This window comes from Microbacterium insulae (genome assembly GCF_042677065.1).
GTDB classification, from domain to species: Bacteria; Actinomycetota; Actinomycetes; order Actinomycetales; family Microbacteriaceae; genus Microbacterium; species Microbacterium insulae.
The window spans coordinates 590,324-606,523 of the sequence record NZ_JBHTII010000002.1; the positions used below are offsets into that span (position 1 = coordinate 590,324).

General features: G+C 71.2%; 15 protein-coding genes and 2 tRNA genes. 5 read left to right on the plus strand and 12 right to left on the minus strand.

All coding sequences use genetic code 11. From position 1 onward, the window contains the following. Positions 1 to 54 precede the first annotated feature (54 nt). The 3 genes from leuD to ACFQ0P_RS15435 form a co-directional block, all read right to left on the minus strand. A complete protein-coding gene (gene leuD / locus ACFQ0P_RS15425) occupies positions 55 to 651 on the minus strand; it encodes a 3-isopropylmalate dehydratase small subunit (protein WP_204979520.1) in 597 nt (198 codons plus the stop codon). 1 nt (position 652) lies between these two features. Beyond that, positions 653 to 2,131, minus strand: coding sequence for a 3-isopropylmalate dehydratase large subunit (gene leuC, locus ACFQ0P_RS15430; RefSeq protein WP_204979521.1), 1,479 nt, complete (start codon positions 2,129 to 2,131; stop codon positions 653 to 655). Positions 2,132 to 2,284: 153 nt separating this feature from the next. Further along, on the minus strand, positions 2,285 to 3,403 hold the full coding sequence (locus ACFQ0P_RS15435; RefSeq protein ID WP_204979522.1) for a TerC family protein: 1,119 nt from the start codon (positions 3,401 to 3,403) through the stop codon (positions 2,285 to 2,287). Positions 3,404 to 3,681: 278 nt separating this feature from the next. Between ACFQ0P_RS15435 and ACFQ0P_RS15440 the strand changes: the two genes are divergently transcribed. Together ACFQ0P_RS15440 and ACFQ0P_RS15445 are read left to right on the plus strand one after the other, a co-directional pair. After that, a complete protein-coding gene (locus tag ACFQ0P_RS15440; protein WP_204979523.1) occupies positions 3,682 to 4,236 on the plus strand; it encodes an RNA polymerase sigma factor in 555 nt (184 codons plus the stop codon). Beyond that, a complete protein-coding gene (locus tag ACFQ0P_RS15445; RefSeq protein ID WP_204979524.1) occupies positions 4,233 to 5,399 on the plus strand; it encodes a DUF4349 domain-containing protein in 1,167 nt (388 codons plus the stop codon). The genes ACFQ0P_RS15440 and ACFQ0P_RS15445 overlap by 4 nt, the downstream gene beginning before the upstream one ends. Positions 5,400 to 5,443: 44 nt before the next feature. On the opposite strand, the gene ACFQ0P_RS15450 is transcribed toward ACFQ0P_RS15445, so the two are convergent. Then, positions 5,444 to 5,516 (minus strand) — tRNA-Glu (locus ACFQ0P_RS15450). A gap of 107 nt (positions 5,517 to 5,623) precedes the next feature. Between ACFQ0P_RS15450 and ACFQ0P_RS15455 the strand changes: the two genes are divergently transcribed. Further along, positions 5,624 to 6,262, plus strand: coding sequence for an MBL fold metallo-hydrolase (locus tag ACFQ0P_RS15455; protein WP_204979525.1), 639 nt, complete (start codon positions 5,624 to 5,626; stop codon positions 6,260 to 6,262). 84 nt (positions 6,263 to 6,346) lie between these two features. Here the strand turns inward: ACFQ0P_RS15455 and ACFQ0P_RS15460 are convergent, their stop codons facing one another. Genes ACFQ0P_RS15460 through ACFQ0P_RS15475 form a run of 4 tightly spaced genes read right to left on the minus strand, consistent with a single transcriptional unit; the run spans position 6,347 to position 10,502 of the window. Beyond that, the gene (locus tag ACFQ0P_RS15460; protein WP_204979526.1) at positions 6,347 to 6,616 is read right to left on the minus strand and encodes an HPr family phosphocarrier protein; all 270 of its coding nucleotides are present in this window, start codon (positions 6,614 to 6,616) and stop codon (positions 6,347 to 6,349) included. Between the two features lie 36 nt (positions 6,617 to 6,652). Further along, positions 6,653 to 8,740 carry a PTS fructose transporter subunit IIABC gene (locus ACFQ0P_RS15465; RefSeq protein ID WP_204979527.1) on the minus strand — a complete coding sequence of 696 codons (2,088 nt, stop codon included), beginning with the start codon at positions 8,738 to 8,740 and terminating at the stop codon, positions 6,653 to 6,655. 29 nt (positions 8,741 to 8,769) lie between these two features. Continuing rightward, a complete protein-coding gene (locus ACFQ0P_RS15470) occupies positions 8,770 to 9,726 on the minus strand; it encodes a 1-phosphofructokinase family hexose kinase (RefSeq protein ID WP_204979528.1) in 957 nt (318 codons plus the stop codon). Then, positions 9,723 to 10,502, minus strand: a complete 780-nt coding sequence (locus ACFQ0P_RS15475) for a DeoR/GlpR family DNA-binding transcription regulator (RefSeq protein ID WP_204979529.1) — start codon at positions 10,500 to 10,502, stop codon at positions 9,723 to 9,725. Before ACFQ0P_RS15475 ends, ACFQ0P_RS15470 begins: the two co-directional genes overlap by 4 nt. An 85-nt stretch (positions 10,503 to 10,587) precedes the next feature. Between ACFQ0P_RS15475 and ACFQ0P_RS15480 the strand changes: the two genes are divergently transcribed. Continuing rightward, entirely contained in the window at positions 10,588 to 11,505 is a 918-nt protein-coding gene (locus ACFQ0P_RS15480) for an aminoglycoside phosphotransferase family protein (RefSeq protein ID WP_204979530.1), read from the plus strand. On the opposite strand, the gene ACFQ0P_RS15485 is transcribed toward ACFQ0P_RS15480, so the two are convergent. From ACFQ0P_RS15485 to ACFQ0P_RS15500, 4 genes are all read right to left on the minus strand, one after another. Next, complete coding sequence (locus ACFQ0P_RS15485) at positions 11,454 to 12,287, minus strand: hypothetical protein (protein ID WP_204979531.1); 834 nt, start codon at positions 12,285 to 12,287, stop codon at positions 11,454 to 11,456. The two genes, ACFQ0P_RS15480 and ACFQ0P_RS15485, sit on opposite strands and share 52 nt — an antisense overlap. A gap of 88 nt (positions 12,288 to 12,375) precedes the next feature. Beyond that, a tRNA-Gln gene (locus tag ACFQ0P_RS15490) sits at positions 12,376 to 12,447 on the minus strand. Positions 12,448 to 12,516: 69 nt separating this feature from the next. Continuing rightward, complete coding sequence (gene gltX / locus ACFQ0P_RS15495; protein WP_204979532.1) at positions 12,517 to 14,031, minus strand: glutamate--tRNA ligase; 1,515 nt, start codon at positions 14,029 to 14,031, stop codon at positions 12,517 to 12,519. 11 nt (positions 14,032 to 14,042) lie between these two features. Further along, positions 14,043 to 15,005 carry a LysR family transcriptional regulator gene (locus ACFQ0P_RS15500; protein ID WP_378772756.1) on the minus strand — a complete coding sequence of 321 codons (963 nt, stop codon included), beginning with the start codon at positions 15,003 to 15,005 and terminating at the stop codon, positions 14,043 to 14,045. 98 nt (positions 15,006 to 15,103) lie between these two features. Between ACFQ0P_RS15500 and ACFQ0P_RS15505 the strand changes: the two genes are divergently transcribed. Next, positions 15,104 to 16,180 carry an aminotransferase class V-fold PLP-dependent enzyme gene (locus ACFQ0P_RS15505; RefSeq protein WP_204979534.1) on the plus strand — a complete coding sequence of 359 codons (1,077 nt, stop codon included), beginning with the start codon at positions 15,104 to 15,106 and terminating at the stop codon, positions 16,178 to 16,180. Positions 16,181 to 16,200 lie beyond the last annotated feature (20 nt).

Below are 16,200 nucleotides of genomic sequence, written 5' to 3' on the forward strand. Positions count from 1 at the left end.
CATTCGAGGGGCGGCAGGTGCGGATCGGGCGCCCTGGTGGGGCGTCGTCCTGGCTTACGGAACGGGGAGTGTCCGCGGCCGCCATGCCTCGCGGCGAGCCTCGAACTGCGCGATCTTGTCTTCTTCGCGCAGCGTGAGCCCGATGTCGTCGAGCCCTTCGAGAAGCCGCCACCTAGTGTAATCATCGATCTCGAAAGCAACCTGGCGATCGCCGATGGTGGCGGTTCGCGCCTCCAGATCGACGGTCATCCGAATGCCGGGCTCCGCCTCGATGTCAGCCCAGATCGACTCGAGATCCGCCTCGGAGATGACCCCCGTCACGAGGCCCTGCTTGCCGGCGTTGCCCCGGAAGATGTCGGCGAACTTCGGGCTCAGCACGACCTGGAAGCCGTAGTCGCGCAGCGCCCACACCGCGTGCTCCCGGCTGGAACCGGTGCCGAAGTCGGGACCGGCGACGAGGATGCTGGCCCCGGCGTACGCGGGCTGATTGAGGACGAACTCGGGATCCTGACGCCAATTGGCGAACAGGGCGTCCTCGAAGCCGGTCTTCGTCACGCGCTTGAGGTAGACGGCGGGGATGATCTGGTCGGTGTCGACGGCCGAGCGCTGGAGCGGGGCGGCGACGCCGGTGTGCGTGGTGAACTTCTCCATGTCAGGCCTCCGCCCCGGCGCCGATGTGCGCATCCGACGGCATCGGTTCGAGATCGCCGGGGCTCGACAGCGTGCCGCGCACCGCGGTCGCCGCCGCGACGAGGGGCGAGACGAGGTGAGTGCGACCGCCCTTGCCCTGGCGTCCCTCGAAGTTCCTGTTGCTCGTCGAGGCGCAGCGCTCCCCCGGTGCGAGCTGGTCGGGGTTCATGCCGAGGCACATCGAGCAGCCGGCGAAGCGCCATTCCGCACCGAACTCGGTGAAGATCCTGTCGAGCCCTTCGGCCTCGGCCTCGAGCCGCACGCGTGCGGAGCCCGGGACGACCATCACCCGCACACCATCGGCCTTCGTGCGGCCCTTGATCACCGACGCGAAGGCGCGCAGGTCCTCGATGCGGCTGTTCGTGCACGAGCCCATGAAGACCGCGTCCACGGCGACGTCCTTCAGCGGCGTCCCGGGTCGCAGGTCCATGTACTCGAGCGCCCGCTCGGCGGCGGCGCGCTCGTTCGCGTCGGCGATGTCGGCGGGCGTGGGCACGACGTCCGACAGGGAGACTCCCTGCCCGGGGTTCGTGCCCCACGTCACGAAGGGCTCGAGCTCGTTCGCGTCGAGGAAGACCTCGGCGTCGTACACGGCGCCCTCATCGCTCGGCAGGGTGCGCCAGTAGGCGACGGCATCCTCCCAGTCCTTGCCCTTCGGGGCGTGGTCACGGCCCTTCACGTACGCGAAGGTCGTCTCGTCGGGAGCCACCATGCCGGCACGGGCGCCCGCCTCGATCGACATGTTGCAGATCGTCATGCGGCCCTCCATCGAGAGCGCGCGGATCGCGCTCCCGCGGAACTCCAGGACGTAGCCCTGCCCGCCGTTCGCGCCGATCTTGGCGATGATCGCCAGAACGATGTCCTTCGCCGTCACCCCGGGCTTCAGCTCGCCCTCGACCGTGATCGCCATCGTCTTGAAGGGCTTGAGCGGGAGCGTCTGGGTGGCCAGGACGTGCTCGACCTCGCTCGTGCCGATCCCGAAAGCCATCGCGCCGAACGCTCCGTGTGTGGAGGTGTGGCTGTCGCCGCACACCACGGTGATGCCCGGCATCGTGAGGCCCAGCTGCGGACCGACCACATGGACGATCCCCTGCTCCTTGTCGCCGAGCGAGTGCAGCCGGACGCCGAATTCCTCGGCGTTGCGGCGCAGCGTCTCGATCTGCGTGCGACTGGTGAGGTCGGCGATCGGCTTGTCGATGTCGATCGTCGGCGTGTTGTGGTCCTCGGTCGCGATCGTGAGGTCGAGTCGGCGCACCGGGCGACCCTCGGCGCGCAGGCCGTCGAAGGCCTGCGGGCTCGTGACCTCGTGCACGAGGTGCAGATCGATGTAGATCAGGTCGGGCTGGCCGTTCTCGCCCTTCACGACGAGGTGGTCGTCCCACACTTTCTCCGCCAGGGTGCGCGGACGATCGGGGATGACGGACGTCTGGATGCTGCTCACTGCTCGGTTCTCCTCTGGAAGCGACTGCGCCCTCTCGGGTGTGGCCCGCGACGAACTCCGCGACGAGTGAGGCCTAGAACGAGGACTCGTCGCGGCCGCTAAGGAGAAGGCGAGCGATCCGCACGGGCCCAGGTTACCACCCGGTCGGTGCGGTCAGCGCTCCGGACCGCCGTGCGGGGGTTCCACCGTGGGGGGCGTGCCCTTCTCGTCGGCGACCACGGCGGCCGCTTCGGCGGCGGACTCCGTGCCGGCCGGAGCGTCGACCGCGGTCGGGGCATCCGTCTTCCCCACCCGCTTGTCGCGCGCCGATGCGATCAGGCTCGCGACCGTCGCGACCGTCATCGCGACCACGATGACCGCGAGCGACATCCACGTCGAGATCTCGGGCGCCCACTCGATGTGCTCGCCGTTGTTGATGAAGGGCAGCTCGTTCACATGCATCGCGTGGAAGACGAGCTTCACGCCGATGAAGGCCAGGATGAACGCGATGCCGTAGTGGAGGTAGCGCAGACGGTCGAGGAGATCGCCGAGCAGGAAGTAGAGCTGGCGCAGGCCCATGAGGGCGAAGATGTTCGCCGTGAAGACGATGAACGGACTCTGCGTGATGCCGAAGATCGCCGGGATCGAGTCGATCGCGAACAGCAGGTCGGTGACCCCGATCGCGGCGAACACGATGATCATCGGCGTCCACATCTTCTTGCCGCCGACGACCGTGCGGATCTTCGCACCGTCGTAGTGGTCGCTGATGTCGATCGTGCGACGGAGCAGCCGCACGATGAAGTTCTCCTGCTTGACGTCGGAGTCGTGGTCGCCGCCGGGGAACGCCTGCCGCCACGCGGTCCACACGAGGAACGCCCCGAAGATGTAGAACACCCAGCTGAACTGCTCGATGATCGCGGCGCCGAGAAGGATGAAGAGGCCGCGCAGCACGAGGGCGATGATGATCCCCACCATCAGCACCTCCTGCTGATAGCGACGCGGCACGGCGAACTGGCTCATGATGAGCACGAACACGAAGAGGTTGTCGATGGAGAGGCTGTACTCCGTCAGCCACCCGGCGACGAACTGGCCGGCGTACTCGGGACCCGCGACGACCCACATGATGCCGGCGAAGAGGAGCGCGAGGGTCACGTAGAAGACGACCCACAGCGTGGATTCGCGCGTGGACGGGATGTGGGGGCGCTTGAGGATCAGCAGCAGATCGCCCAGGAGGATGAGCGAGAGCAGCACCAGCGATCCGATCTCGAACCACAGCGGGAGGACGAGGTCCATGGAGGCCTTTCGGGGCGGAAGCGTCGACGTGTACCGAAAGTCTCTCCCCGCGGATCCGATGTCCGCGGCGCGGACCCGGGGCCGCCCTGTCGAGGCCCGTGATGACGGATGCGCGCTTCCGGGATACTCCCTCTCGCCCGTTCAGGATACAGGCAGGCGGATGCCCGGCCCCGCGGCGAGACGATCCGCTCCCGCGCGACACTGACACCGTGAGAGACAATGGTGCCCCCAGGCCACCCCCCTCATCGGGGATCGCCGCCGGGGCCGGAGGGCGAGGCATGCAGGAGAGCGAGCGCGACGACGCGACCCTCGTGGCGCAGGCAGCGGGCGGCAGCGAACACGCCTTCCGCTCGCTGTACCGCGCGTACGTGCGTCCGGTGTACTGGCTCGCCCACGGACTCGTCGGCAATGCGGCGGATGCCGAGGACGTCACGCAAGAGACCTTCCTCGTCGCGTGGCGCAAGCTGGCGGGCCTCGAGCTCGCCGGTGAATCGCTGCTTCCCTGGCTCGCGACGGTGTGCCGCTTCCAGGCGGCCAACCGCATCCGTCGGCAGAAGCGCGATCGCGAGAACACCGCCGCAGCGGCCGATGAGGCACTGGCCTCGACCGTGAACGTCGAGGAGCAGGTGATCGGCGCGGACCTCGCCGACCGGATACTGCGCGAGGTGGCCGGACTCAGTCCGCTCGACCGCGACATCTTCCGCCTCTGCGCGGCCGAGGGCTACGCCTACCAAGCCGCCGCCGAGGAGCTCGGCGTCGCCCACGGCGTCGTCCGCAACCGTCTCTCCCGCATCCGCACGAGACTGCGGACCGTTGTGAAGGAGAGCACATGAGCACCCAGCAGCCCTCGGGCGCGGCGGCCGAGCTTCCGGAGCTCGACGACCGGCGCATCGACGAGATCGAGCAGGCGCTGTTCGCCGACATCGCCCGCGATCGTGACGCGGCACGCACCCGGAGCGCCCGACGCGGTCGGCGGTGGCTCGCCGGCGGAGCAGCAGCGGCCGTCATCGTGGTGGCCGCGATCCTGGCCCCTTCGATCGTCCCGCTGGTCTCGCCCGTCAACGAAGCCGGCGGCTCCAGCGACTCCGCGATCGAGCCGGGCATCGCGCCCGATGCGCCGGTCACGGAGTCGGACGGGGGCGGCGCGGTGACGGGCGACGACCTCGGGGACGCCACGGACGGCGGCGCAACGCTCGCCGAGCCGGATCCGGCAGCGCGCGACATCATCACGACCGCGTCCGCGACGGTCGTCGTCGACGACGTCGCCGTCGCCGCGCAGCAGGTGGGCGAGCGCGCCGTCGCGCACGACGGATACGTCGAAGCGATGAGCGTCGGCACGAGCGGCGCTCCGGCTGATCCCGGCTCCGGCGTCGTCTCGGACTCCACCTCCCCCTATCCCGCCCCGTATCCCTCGGACAATGCGTGGATCACGGTGCGGGTCCCCTCGGCGGAGCTGCCGGCGTTGATCGACGAGCTGTCGGGGATCGGCGAGGTCACGACGTCGGCGATCGACCGTCAGGACGTGACGGAGCAGACCGTCGATCTCGAAGCGCGGATCGACGCGGCGCAGGCATCGGTGGACCGCCTTCTCGGTCTCATGGCGGAGGCGACGTCGACCGCGGACCTCCTCGCCGCCGAAGCTGCCCTCGCGGAGCGCCAGGCGCTGCTGGAGTCCTACCAGCAGCAGCTCGAGAGCCTCGAGGGCCTGGTCGCGATGTCGACGCTCACGATCACGCTGACGCCGGACGTCGTGCCGGTCGAGGCGGACCCCGCCGGCTTCACGGACGGGCTCGCCGCCGGATGGAACGGCCTCGTGGCCACGCTCAACGGCATCGTCGTCGCCCTGGGGTTCCTCCTCCCGTGGCTCGCCGTGGCAGCGGTCGCGGCGCTCATTGTGTGGGCGATCGTGCGCGGCGTGCGCGGCCGTCGCGATCGACGGCGGACGGATGCCGCCCCCGCCGCGCGCGCCGGCGCCTCGGTCGACGACCCACGGTGAGAAACGAAGAAGCCCGGTCTGCGAGACCGGGCTTCTTGGTGTTGTGACCCCAGCGGGATTCGAACCCGCGTTACCGCCGTGAGAGGGCGGCGTACTAGGCCGCTATACGATGGGGCCGTTTTGGCAACCGTTCGATTATGCCATGTGCTTCATCGCTCTCCAAATCCGGCCGAGATCCCTGGGCGATGCTTGTCCGGGAGCGTACGGAGCGGTTGACTCGGGGCATGCGAGTGACCAAGTTCGAGCACGCCACCCTGACCCTCCTCGACAGCGGGCGCACGCTCGTCATCGATCCCGGATCGTTCACCTCGCCGCTCGCCGACCTCGAGGACCTGGTGGGAATCGTCCTCACCCACGAGCATCCCGACCACTGGACGCCCGACCACCTGGACCGGCTGCTCAAGGCGTTCCCCGGCACGCCGATCTACGGGCCCGAGGGCGTCGCCCGCGCGGCCGCCGGGTACGACGTCACGGTCGTCCACCCGGGCGACACGGTCGACCTCGACCCGTTCCGCCTGGAGTTCTTCGGCGGGCAGCATGCCGTCATCCACGACTCGATCCCGGTGATCGACAACGTGGGCGTGCTCGTCAACGACGAGTTCTACTACCCGGGCGACTCGTACGCCGTGCCGACCGGGAAGAAGGTGCGGCTCCTCGCCGCGCCGGTGGGTGCGCCGTGGCTCAAGATCGGCGAGGCCATGGACTTCGTGCTCGCCGTCGCACCGCGGCAGGCCTTCGGGACCCACGACATGACCCTTTCGCGCATCGGCAACGACATGGGACGAGCCCGGCTGCGGTGGGCGGTCGAGCAGGACGGCGGCGAATTCCTCGCGCTCGAGCCGGGCGACTCCACCGACATCTGAGCGCGGCGCTGCCCGGGATGCCGCGAAGACGACGGATGCCGCGCGGCTTCGTCCCGCGGCATCCGTCGTCCGGCTCTGCGCGCTCTACTGCGCGTCGAGATCGGTCTGGAGCAGTTCGACCAGTTCGTCCAGCGCCTGCTCGGCGCCCTCGCCCTCAGCCTTGAGCGTCACTACGGTGCCCTGGGAGGCGCCGAGTCCCATGAGCGAGAGGATGCTGCCCGCATTCAGATCGGGGCCGCCCTCCACCGCGATCGTCACCGGGACGCTCTTCTCCTGGACGGCCTGCACGAACAGCTTGGCGGGGCGGGCGTGCAGCCCGGAGCTGCTGGCGATGGTGGCCTGGCGTTCTGCCATGTGTCTCTCCTTTGATCACTCGGTGTGCGCGGTCGGTCACGCGGGGACGGCCTCGAAAGGCGCCTCCGCCTGCTCCAGCTCCTTGCGGCCGACCCAGCGCTTGAGCGCGACGACGAGGAGTGCCGTCACGACGGTACCCGCGGCGATGGCCACGAGGAAGCCCCAGAACGGACTGATCGCGAAGAACACGAACACGCCGCCGTGCGGAGCGAGGGACTCGACGGCCAGAATCATGCTCAGACCGCCCGTCACGGCGCCGCCCACGAGGGAGGCGGGGATCACGCGCAGCGGGTCGGCCGCGGCGAACGGAATGGCGCCCTCCGAGATGAACGCGGCGCCGAGCAGCCAGGCGGCCTTGCCGTTCTCGCGCTCGATCGCCGGGAACATGTTGCGGGCGAGCACGGTCGAGGCGAGAGCCATGGCCAGCGGCGGGACCATTCCCGCCGCCATGACGGCGCCCATGATCAGCCAGGGGGTCGGATTCTCAGGGCTGCCCGCGGAGAGTCCGGCGACGGCGAAGGCGTAGGCGACCTTGTTGACGGGACCGCCGAGGTCGAAGCACATCATCAGCCCGAGGACGACGCCGACGATCACGATGCCCGACGTGCCGGCGAGATCGTTGAGCCAGACCGTCAGCCACTCCATGAGGGTCGCGATCGGGCGCCCGAGGAAGAGGATCATGAGCCCGGACGCCACGACCGACGCCAGCAGCGGGATGATCACGACCGGCATGAGGCCGCGCAGCCAGCGCGGCACGCTCCAGGTCGAGATCCACCACGCCGTCACGCCGGCCAGGAGACCGCCGACGATGCCGCCGATGAATCCGGCGTTCATGAGCACCGCGACGGCGCCCGCGACGAAGCCCGGCGCGATACCGGGACGATCGGCGATCGCGAACGCGATGTAGCCCGCCAGCGCCGAGACGAGGAAGCCCATCGACGTCGCGCCGATGGTGAAGAACACCGACCCGAGGTAGAGGCTCAGGCCTCCCGGCGGCAGATTCCACAGCGAGTACTGCACGACCACAGACGCGGCTTCGCCCGTGGCCTCGTAATTGTCACCGAAGAAGAGGAAGCCGAGGGCGATCAGCAGACCGCCGCCCGCGACGAACGGGATCATGTAGCTGACGCCGGTCAGCAGAATGCGCTGGATTCGGGCGCCCCACGACACCGACTCCGCCGCCGTGGGCGCGGCCGACGAGTCGGCGGCGCCGGTCACCCGGGTCGCGTCGGGGTTCTTCGCCGCCGCCACCGCCTCGGCGATGAGCTCCTTCGGCTGCTCGATGCCGCGCTTGACGCCCGACCGGACGACGGGCTTGCCCGCGAAGCGGCCGAGTTCACGCACGTCGACGTCGGTGGCGAAGATGACGGCATCGGCGGCGTCGATGACCTCGCGTGGAAGCGCCTGGTAGCCGCTGGATCCCTGTGGCTCGACGGCGAGGTCGACGCCGGCGGCCACGCCCGCCGCGCTGAGCGCGTCGGCGGCCATGAAGGTGTGGGCGATTCCCGTCGCGCACGAGGTCACCGCGACGATGCGGACGGGGTGCCCGTCGACCTCGGGGCCCGTCTGCGCGGCGGCGGGAGCGCCGGCGGCGGGGGCGGGCGCTGCGGGGGCGGGCGCTGCGGGGGCGGGCGCTGCGGGGGCGGGCGCTGCGGGGGCGGCCGCGGCATCCCCCTCCCCGATGGCGCCGCGCACGATCGCGACGACCTCGTCCTCGGTGTGCGCGGCGCGCAGGCCGCGGGTGAAGTCGTCCTGCATGAGGCTCCGCGCGAGCTTGGAGAGGACGGCGAGGTGCGCCTCGGCGGCACCCTCCGGCGCGGCGATCAGGAAGACGAGGTCGGCGGGACCGTCCGGCGCGCCGAAGTCCACGCCGGGCGTCAGCCGGGCGAACGCGAGCGAGGGCACGGTGACGGCCGCGCTCTTCGCGTGGGGGATGGCGATGCCGCCCGGGAGTCCCGTCTCGTCCTTCTCTTCGCGCGCCCACGCGTCGGCGAAGAGCGCCTCGGCGTCGGTGGCACGGCCCTGCGCGACGACGCGCGTGGCGAGCGAGCGGATCACGTCGGCCTTGTCGGCGCCGAGGCCGACGTCGAGGCTGACGAGTTCGGGGGTGATGGTGTCGGACACGGTGACCTCCATGGTCGGGGTGGGGCGAATCAGGCGGAAACGGGAGAGAGGCGCGTGACGGGCACGTCGTCGGAGGGAAGGTCTGCGGGGGTGGGCGCCTGCGTGCCGGGAAGGGATGCCGCGGCCGCCCCGTAGCGGACGGCGCTGCGCAGGCGATCCTCGGGCGAAGCGCCGGCGACGTCGGCGAGGAGATAGCCGGCGAGCGAGCTGTCGCCCGCGCCGACGGTGCTCGCGACGCGGATCCGCGGCGGCACGGCGACCCACGCGCCCTCGGCGTCGATGAGGACCGCCCCGTCGGCTCCGAGGGTTACGAGGGCGGCGGACACCCGGCCGGGGACGAGTCGTCGTGCGACCGACGTCACCGCGGCGGGGAGGTCCCCCGAGGGCAGGGCCTCCCCCGCCAGCTCGGCGAGCTCGTCGTCGTTGGGCTTGATCAGATCGGGGCGTCCGCGCTCGACGACCGCGGCGAGGGCCGCTCCGGAGGTGTCCACGGCCATGCGCGGGGCGCGGGTGCCGAACCGGGCGCGGACCGCTTCGATCACCGTCACGTAGAAGTCGTCGGGGGCGCCGGGCGGAAGGGAGCCCGCCAGGACGAGCCACGCCGCGCCGTCGGCGGCCTCGGCGACCGCGCTCACGACGGCCGAGGCATCCATCGACGTGAGCGGGGCACCCGGCAGGTTCAGCTTCGTCGTGACGCCCTCCGGGTCGGTGATGGTGACGTTGGCGCGCGCCGAGCCGTGCACCGGCACCGCTCGGGTCGCGATGCCCGTCGCCGCGAGGGCCGCGGCGTAAGGGTCTCCGCCGGCGAGGGGCAGCACCGCGAGCGTCTGCAGGGCCGCCGCCGCGACGACCCGGGACACGTTGATGCCCTTGCCGCCGGCGTCCTCGCGGGCGCCGATCGCGGACTGGACTTCACCCGGGCGCAGCGGGGCGTCGAGGGTGATGGTGCGGTCGAGGGACGGATGCGCCGTCAGGGTCACGATCATGCGAGCCACACCTCCACGCCCGCGTCGGCCAGCGCCGCGGAAAGCTCGGGCCCCGGTGGGGCGTCGGTGACGAGGACGTCCACGTCCTCCAGCGGCGCGAAGCCGACCAGCAGCTCGCGGTCGTGCTTGTCGGCGTCGGCGACGACGACGACGCGACGCGCGGCTCGGACGATCGCACGCTTGACCGCCGCCTCGTCGGGGTCGGGAGTGCTCAGCCCGAATCCGGCCGACACGCCGTTGGTGCCGAGGAACGCGACGTCGGGGCGAAGCCCCTCGATCGTCCGGGCGGTGTCGGCGCCGACGGCGGCGGCCGTCAGGCCCCGCACACGCCCGCCGATGACGGTGAGCGCGGCGTTGGGGACGGACGCGAGCGCGTGGGCGAGGGTGAGCGCGTGCGTGACGACCTCGATCCCACCGTCCCCCAGCCGAGGCGCGAGAGCACCCGCGACCGCAGCCGTCGTGGTCCCGGCGTCGAGGTAGACCGACCCGCGGAATCCGCCGCCGAGCGCGTCCAGCGCGCGCCGGCCGATGGCTGACTTGGCGGCGCTGTGGCGTTGGAGCCGTTCGGCGAGGGCCGGCTCCGCGGTGCTCTCGCGGTCGGCGGGCACCGCACCGCCGTGGACACGGCGAAGGCTCCCGTTCGCTTCGAGCTGCGCGAGATCTCGCCTGACGGTCTCGGTAGTGACGCCGAATGTCGCCGCGAGATCGACGACGCTCACACGACCGTCGGCTGCGAGCCGGCGCTCGATTGCATCGTGGCGCTCCGTTGCGTACATGTTGACCCCTCGTCGGATTCCCACACACTACAACACATATCAACATGAAACAAGATGCGGGCGCTGAGATCAGTACGCTCGATCCGTGGCCGACAAACCCGCGGGCGAAGTGGTGATCGACGAAGCCCTCGTCAGGCAGCTCCTACGCGAACAGGCAGGAGCCCTCGAAGGCGCGACGTCCCTGCCGCTTGCTCGAGTGAGCGCCGGCTGGGACAACGAGGTCTGGCGCCTGGGTGAGGACTGGGCGGTGCGGCTCCCCAGGCGCGCCGCGGCCGCCTCTTTGATCGTGCACGAGCACCGGGCGCTGCCGCTCGTCGGACCCGCGATCGAGGCCACCGGTGTGCGGGTGCCGATGCCGGTGGTGCGTGCGGAGCCCGGTTCGTCGTTCCCGTGGCGATGGTCCGTTGCGCCCTGGATCGAAGGATCCCGCGGGATCGACGTGCCGTGGAAGGTGCGGACGGGATGGGCGGAATCGCTCGCCGCCGCTCTCGGGGCGCTGCACGTCGCGGCGCCGCCCGACCATCCGCCGAACCCCGTGCGGGGCGTCCCGCTCCCCGAACGCGCGGATTCGTTCACCGCACGACGGGAGGCACTCGTCGCCGCCCGCCTCGTCACCGACGCGGAGGAGCGGGCCGTGACGACGGCATGGGAGGACGGTCTCGCCGAGCCACCCTGGACGGGGCCGCCGGTGTGGATCCACGGCGACCTCCACCCCGGAAACATCGTCGCCGATGCGGCGCGGCTCGTCGGCATCATCGACTTCGGCGATGTCACCGCCGGTGACCCCGCCTACGATCTCGCCGTGGCGTGGCTGGCCTTCGACGCCAACGGGCGCGAGCGGTTCAGGGCGGCCACCGGTCCTCGGTACGACCTGGCCACCTGGACCCGTGCGCGGGCCTGGGCGGCGGCGGTCGCCGTGCTCCTCCTCGCGCACAGCGACGACGAGCCCGACTATGCCGCGCTGGGCAGGTCGGCGCTCGACGAGATCGTCTCGGGATCCTGACCGCCCGGCGGGCGGACCCACACGTCGACCGAGCCCTCGTGCCCGACGAACCGGATGATCGTCCCCACCGGCAGCGGGTTCTCGAAGTCCAGCGACATGCCGTCGTAGATCGTGAAGTCGAGCACCGGATCCAGGCCCGATCCGCTGCAGGTGGCACTGAGGAACGATCCGTCGTGCGAGAGCAGCAGGCACCGGGACTCGTCGATGCCGAGCGCCGTCCACACCTGGATCGAGTCGAACCCCTCGTGCGGCACGACGGTGCCCGCATCCACGCCCCAGTAGTCGAGGTTCTCCGTGAACCCGGCCCCTCGTTCCCCGCCGGTCGGGTCGACGCCGAGCGTGAGATCGGGCGGCGGGCCGTCGCCGGACGGCCACGTGAACCCGATCGCCGCACCGATCGCGATACCGACGATCGCCGCGACGGCCCAGAGGGGCACACGCCGCCACCACGCGCGCTCCGTCGTGCCAGCGGGTGGGGAGGTGGATGCTGCGGGCACGCCGGCGCTTTCGCTCGGCGGGGCGGCGACGGCCCCGCCGTGTGAGCGCTCCGCCGACGGATCGGCGAAGAGATCATCGTCCGGGTCGGGCGCGACCCGGTGCGCGGGCGCCGGGCGGTGAACATCGTCGACGTTCGCCTCGGCGGCGTGGGCCAGTGCTTCCAGTTCGAGCAGCCGCTGCTGGGCTACGGGATCGCTCGCGATGTCGGCGTCGGGGCCGTAGGCCCTGCGCCGGAGCGCGGCGAGCTCGGTCGATCGCTCGGGCGACAACGACGGCGCGTCCATGAGCCCATTATCGTCCGGCTCCGACTCCCCGGGTCGGTTGTCCGGAAGAAACGACGAAACCCCCGGTTGACCGGGGGTTTTCGTACTGCTGGGGTACCTGGACTCGAACCAAGAACAACTGAACCAGAATCAGCCGTGTTGCCAATTACACCATACCCCAAGGCGTTCGGCCGGAGCCGTGCCGAGGGTCAAGCTTAGCCGACCCCGGCACGTGCTCCAAACCAGAGGGTCAGGCCGTGCGGCCCGCAAGGGCTCCGAGCCGGTCGAGGGTGACCGCCTTGCCCAGCAGCTCGATCGACTCGAACAGCGGCGGTGACACCCGGCGCCCACTGAGGGCCACCCGGAGGGGCCCGTATGCCACACGGGGCTTGAGTCCCAGCCCGTCGATCAGCGCCGCGGAGAGGGCATCCTGCACCGCCGCGGCCGTGAACTCGGACTCCGGCACGAGCTCGAGCGCCCCGACCGAGGCGACGAGCACCTCCGCCGCGTTCACCGGCAGGGACGAAAGAGCGTCCTCGTCGTACACGACCTCGTCGCGGAAGAGGAACCCGAGGAGTCCGGGGGCCTCGCCGAGCAGCTGCATGCGCTCCTGCACGAGCGGCGCGGCCGCGCCAAGGATCGCACGCTGCGGCGTCGTCGGCGGATCGGAGACGAGCCCCGCGGCCGCGAGATAGGGCACGAGGCGGTCCGCGAAGTCGTCGGGCTGCAGCATCCGGATATGGTCGCCGTTGATCGACTCGGCCTTCTTCTGATCGAAGCGGGCCGGATTCGGATTGACGTCGGCGATGTCGAACGCCGCGACCAGCTCGTCGAGCGAGAAGACATCGCGGTCGGGCGCGATCGACCAGCCGAGCAGCGAGAGATAGTTGAGCAGTCCCTCGTGGATGAAGCCCTTCTCGCGCTGAAGGAAGAGGTCGGCCTTCGGGTCGCGCTTCGAGAGCTTCTTGTTGCCCACCTCGCCGAGCACGAGCGGCATGTGCGCGAATCGCGGGATGAACGTCGTGACACCCGCGTCGACCAGGGCCTGGTACAGCGCGAGCTGACGTGCCGTCGAGGGCATGAGGTCTTCGCCCCGGATCACGTGCGTGATGCCCATCAGGGCGTCGTCGACCGGGTTGACGAACGGATACAGGGGCACCCCGCCCGCGCGGACCAGCACGAAGTCCGGGAACGACCCCGCCGGGAAGGTCACCTCGCCGCGGATGAGGTCGACGTACGTGAGGTCTTCGTCGGGCACCCGCAGGCGCCACGCCGGCTCGCGACCCTCGGCGCGGAACGCGGCGCGCTGCTCGTCGGTCAGGTCGCGGTCGAAGTTGTCGTAGCCGAGCTGCTTGGCGCGCCCGTTCGCCTCGTTGCGCGCGTCGATCTCCTCGGCCGTCGAGTAGCTCTCGTACACGGCGCCCGACGCGATCAGCTTGTCGAGGACCTCACGGTAGACGTCGTGTCGCTGGGACTGGCGGTAGGGCGCGTGCGGACCGCCGACCTCGACCCCCTCATCCCAGTCGATCTCGAGCCAGCGCAGTGCGTCGAGCAGCTGCTGGTAGCTCTCCTCGCTGTCGCGGGCGGCGTCGGTGTCTTCGATGCGGAAGACGAGCTTCCCGCCGTGGTGGCGCGCGTAGGCCCAATTGAAGAGGACCGTGCGGATGAGTCCGACGTGCGGCAGACCCGTCGGCGAGGGGCAGAACCGCACGCGCACATCGGCGCCGGTCGCGGTGGTGGTGCGGGGATCGGGTGAAGAGGACATCGCGCTCCAGTCTAGGCGCGCGCCGTCTGCACCTCCGTGGGGGTCCACTCGGCCACGAGCCGCTCGACAGCGTCCAGCGTCGCGCGCACCGCCGGCACTCGTTCGGCGCCGTGCGCGGTGACGACGTGCAGGGTGCGCGCCTCCGCTGGCGGGAGCGGCAGGGTGATGACCCCGGGCAGGCGCGGGAAGGATGCCACGGCCAGCGCAGGCAGCGTCGCCACGCCGATCCCTCGGGCCACGAGACCCTCGACGGCCACGAAGTTGTCGGTCTCGAACGCGATGCGCGGAGAGAAGCCGACACGAGCGCACAGCTCGAGCAGGTGGCCGCGGCACCTGGGGCATCCCGCGATCCACCGCTCCCCCGCGAGCGCCGGCAGGTCGACCTCTCCCCCGGCCGCGGCGGGATGGCCCTCCGGCAGGACGGCGACGAGATCGTCGGTGCCGATCGCGCGCACCGACAGGCCGCGCGCGCTCGCCCCGTGCGGGTCGTCGCGATCTCCGGGGTACGAGAACGTCAGCGCGATGTCCGCCCGGTCCTCCTTCACGGCCTCGACCGCCTCGGGCGGTTCGGCCTCGAGGTAGGTGAGACTCACTCCGGTGTGGCGCGCCTCGAGGTCGGCCAGCAGCCGAGGGACGATCGTCGGGGATGCGGACGGGAAGCCGACCAGTCTCACGCGACCGGTGCGAAGTCCCCGAAGCTCGGCCAGCTCGCCGGCCGCGGCATCCAGCGCCGTCGTCACGGCCGGCGCATGCCGTGCGAGGATGCGACCCGCCTCGGTGAGGCGCACCGAGCGGCCGACGCGTTCGACCAGCGGAAGCCCCAGCCGCATTTCGAGACGCTTGAGCTGCTGACTGACGGCCGGCTGGCTGTAGCCGAGGGCGGCGGCCGCGCCGGTGATCGAGCCCTCATCGGCGATCGCCTTCACGACGCGCAGCGCCTGCGCGTCCAGATCGGGGTCGTCGAGGAGCGTCACACGCACAGCATAGGCGGGTCTGTCACATCACGCCACGTGATGTGAGACATGTGACACCTCCTGTAGACGAATGGGTTCCGGAAGGGGACGCTGGACTCATGGCACTGCACACGCTTCCCGCGCCCCCACCCACCGTCGCCGCGGCGCGCCGCGAGTTCACCGGCGGGCGGGGGTATCTCGCCGCGTGCACCGTCGGCCTCCCGACGCGCGCGACGAGGGCGGCCGTGATCGCCGAGCTGGATGCCGCGGCCTCCGGCCGGCCGGATCCCTCGGCCGCGTCCGCCGCCGTCGAGCGCTCGCGCGGCCTCTTCGCACGGCTCGTCGGCGTCGAGCCCAGCCGCGTCGCGATCGGTTCTCAGGTGTCGGTCGCCGTGGCTCTCGTCGCGGCCTCCCTCCCGGACGGAGCCGAAGTGCTCGTGGCCGACGGCGACTTCTCCTCCGTCGTCCTGCCGTTCGTCCACGCCGGTCGATCGCTGCGCGTCCGGAGCGTCCCGCTCGCGGAGCTCGCCGAGTCCGTCGGGCCCTCGACCGCCCTCGTCGCCTTCTCCCTCGTCCAGTCGGCGACCGGCGAGGTCGCGGACGCCGACGCCATCCTCGCCGCCGCTGCACGGTACGGCGCACGCACGCTGTGCGACGCGACCCAGGCCGTCGGGTGGCTGCCGGTGGAGGCATCCCGCTTCGACGCCGTCGTGTGCCACACGTACAAGTGGCTCTGCGCGCCGCGCGGCGTGTCCTTCCTCACGCTCTCGGACGAGCTCGCGCGCGACATCCCGCCGCTCTTCGCAGGGTGGTACGCAGGCGCGGATCCGTGGTCGTCGTGCTACGGCGGCGACGTCGAACTGGCGCCGGACGCGTCGCGGTTCGACGCGTCACCCGCGTGGCAGGCGTTCGTCGGCGCCGCTCCCGCGCTCGCGCTCTTCGCCTCCCTCGACGCCGAGGCGCTGCGCGACCATGCGACCGGTCTCGCCGCGGCGTTCCGGCTGCGGCTGGGACTCGCCCGCCCTGCGCGGGACAGTGCCATCGTCACGTGGGCCGACCCCGACGGCGCCGACCTCGCTCGGATGGCGAACGCCGGAATCGTGGCATCGGGCCGCGCGGGACGCGCGAGGGTGGCCTTCCACGTCTTCAACGACGAGGAGGACGTCGACCTCGCCGTCCGGGCCCTGGGCCGCTGACCGCACCTTCCGACCGAAGG

Coding starts and splice junctions, on each gene's coding strand:
- ACFQ0P_RS15455 (WP_204979525.1), top strand. CDS start 5,624: ATGCGAGTGACCAAGTTCGAGCACGCCACCCTGACCCTCCTCGACAGC.
- gltX (WP_204979532.1), bottom strand. CDS start 14,031: ATGTCCTCTTCACCCGATCCCCGCACCACCACCGCGACCGGCGCCGAT.
- leuD (WP_204979520.1), bottom strand. CDS start 651: ATGGAGAAGTTCACCACGCACACCGGCGTCGCCGCCCCGCTCCAGCGC.
- ACFQ0P_RS15445 (WP_204979524.1), top strand. CDS start 4,233: ATGAGCACCCAGCAGCCCTCGGGCGCGGCGGCCGAGCTTCCGGAGCTC.
- ACFQ0P_RS15485 (WP_204979531.1), bottom strand. CDS start 12,287: ATGGACGCGCCGTCGTTGTCGCCCGAGCGATCGACCGAGCTCGCCGCG.
- ACFQ0P_RS15435 (WP_204979522.1), bottom strand. CDS start 3,403: ATGGACCTCGTCCTCCCGCTGTGGTTCGAGATCGGATCGCTGGTGCTG.
- ACFQ0P_RS15505 (WP_204979534.1), top strand. CDS start 15,104: ATGGCACTGCACACGCTTCCCGCGCCCCCACCCACCGTCGCCGCGGCG.
- ACFQ0P_RS15460 (WP_204979526.1), bottom strand. CDS start 6,616: ATGGCAGAACGCCAGGCCACCATCGCCAGCAGCTCCGGGCTGCACGCC.
- ACFQ0P_RS15470 (WP_204979528.1), bottom strand. CDS start 9,726: ATGATCGTGACCCTGACGGCGCATCCGTCCCTCGACCGCACCATCACC.
- ACFQ0P_RS15440 (WP_204979523.1), top strand. CDS start 3,682: ATGCAGGAGAGCGAGCGCGACGACGCGACCCTCGTGGCGCAGGCAGCG.
- ACFQ0P_RS15475 (WP_204979529.1), bottom strand. CDS start 10,502: ATGTACGCAACGGAGCGCCACGATGCAATCGAGCGCCGGCTCGCAGCC.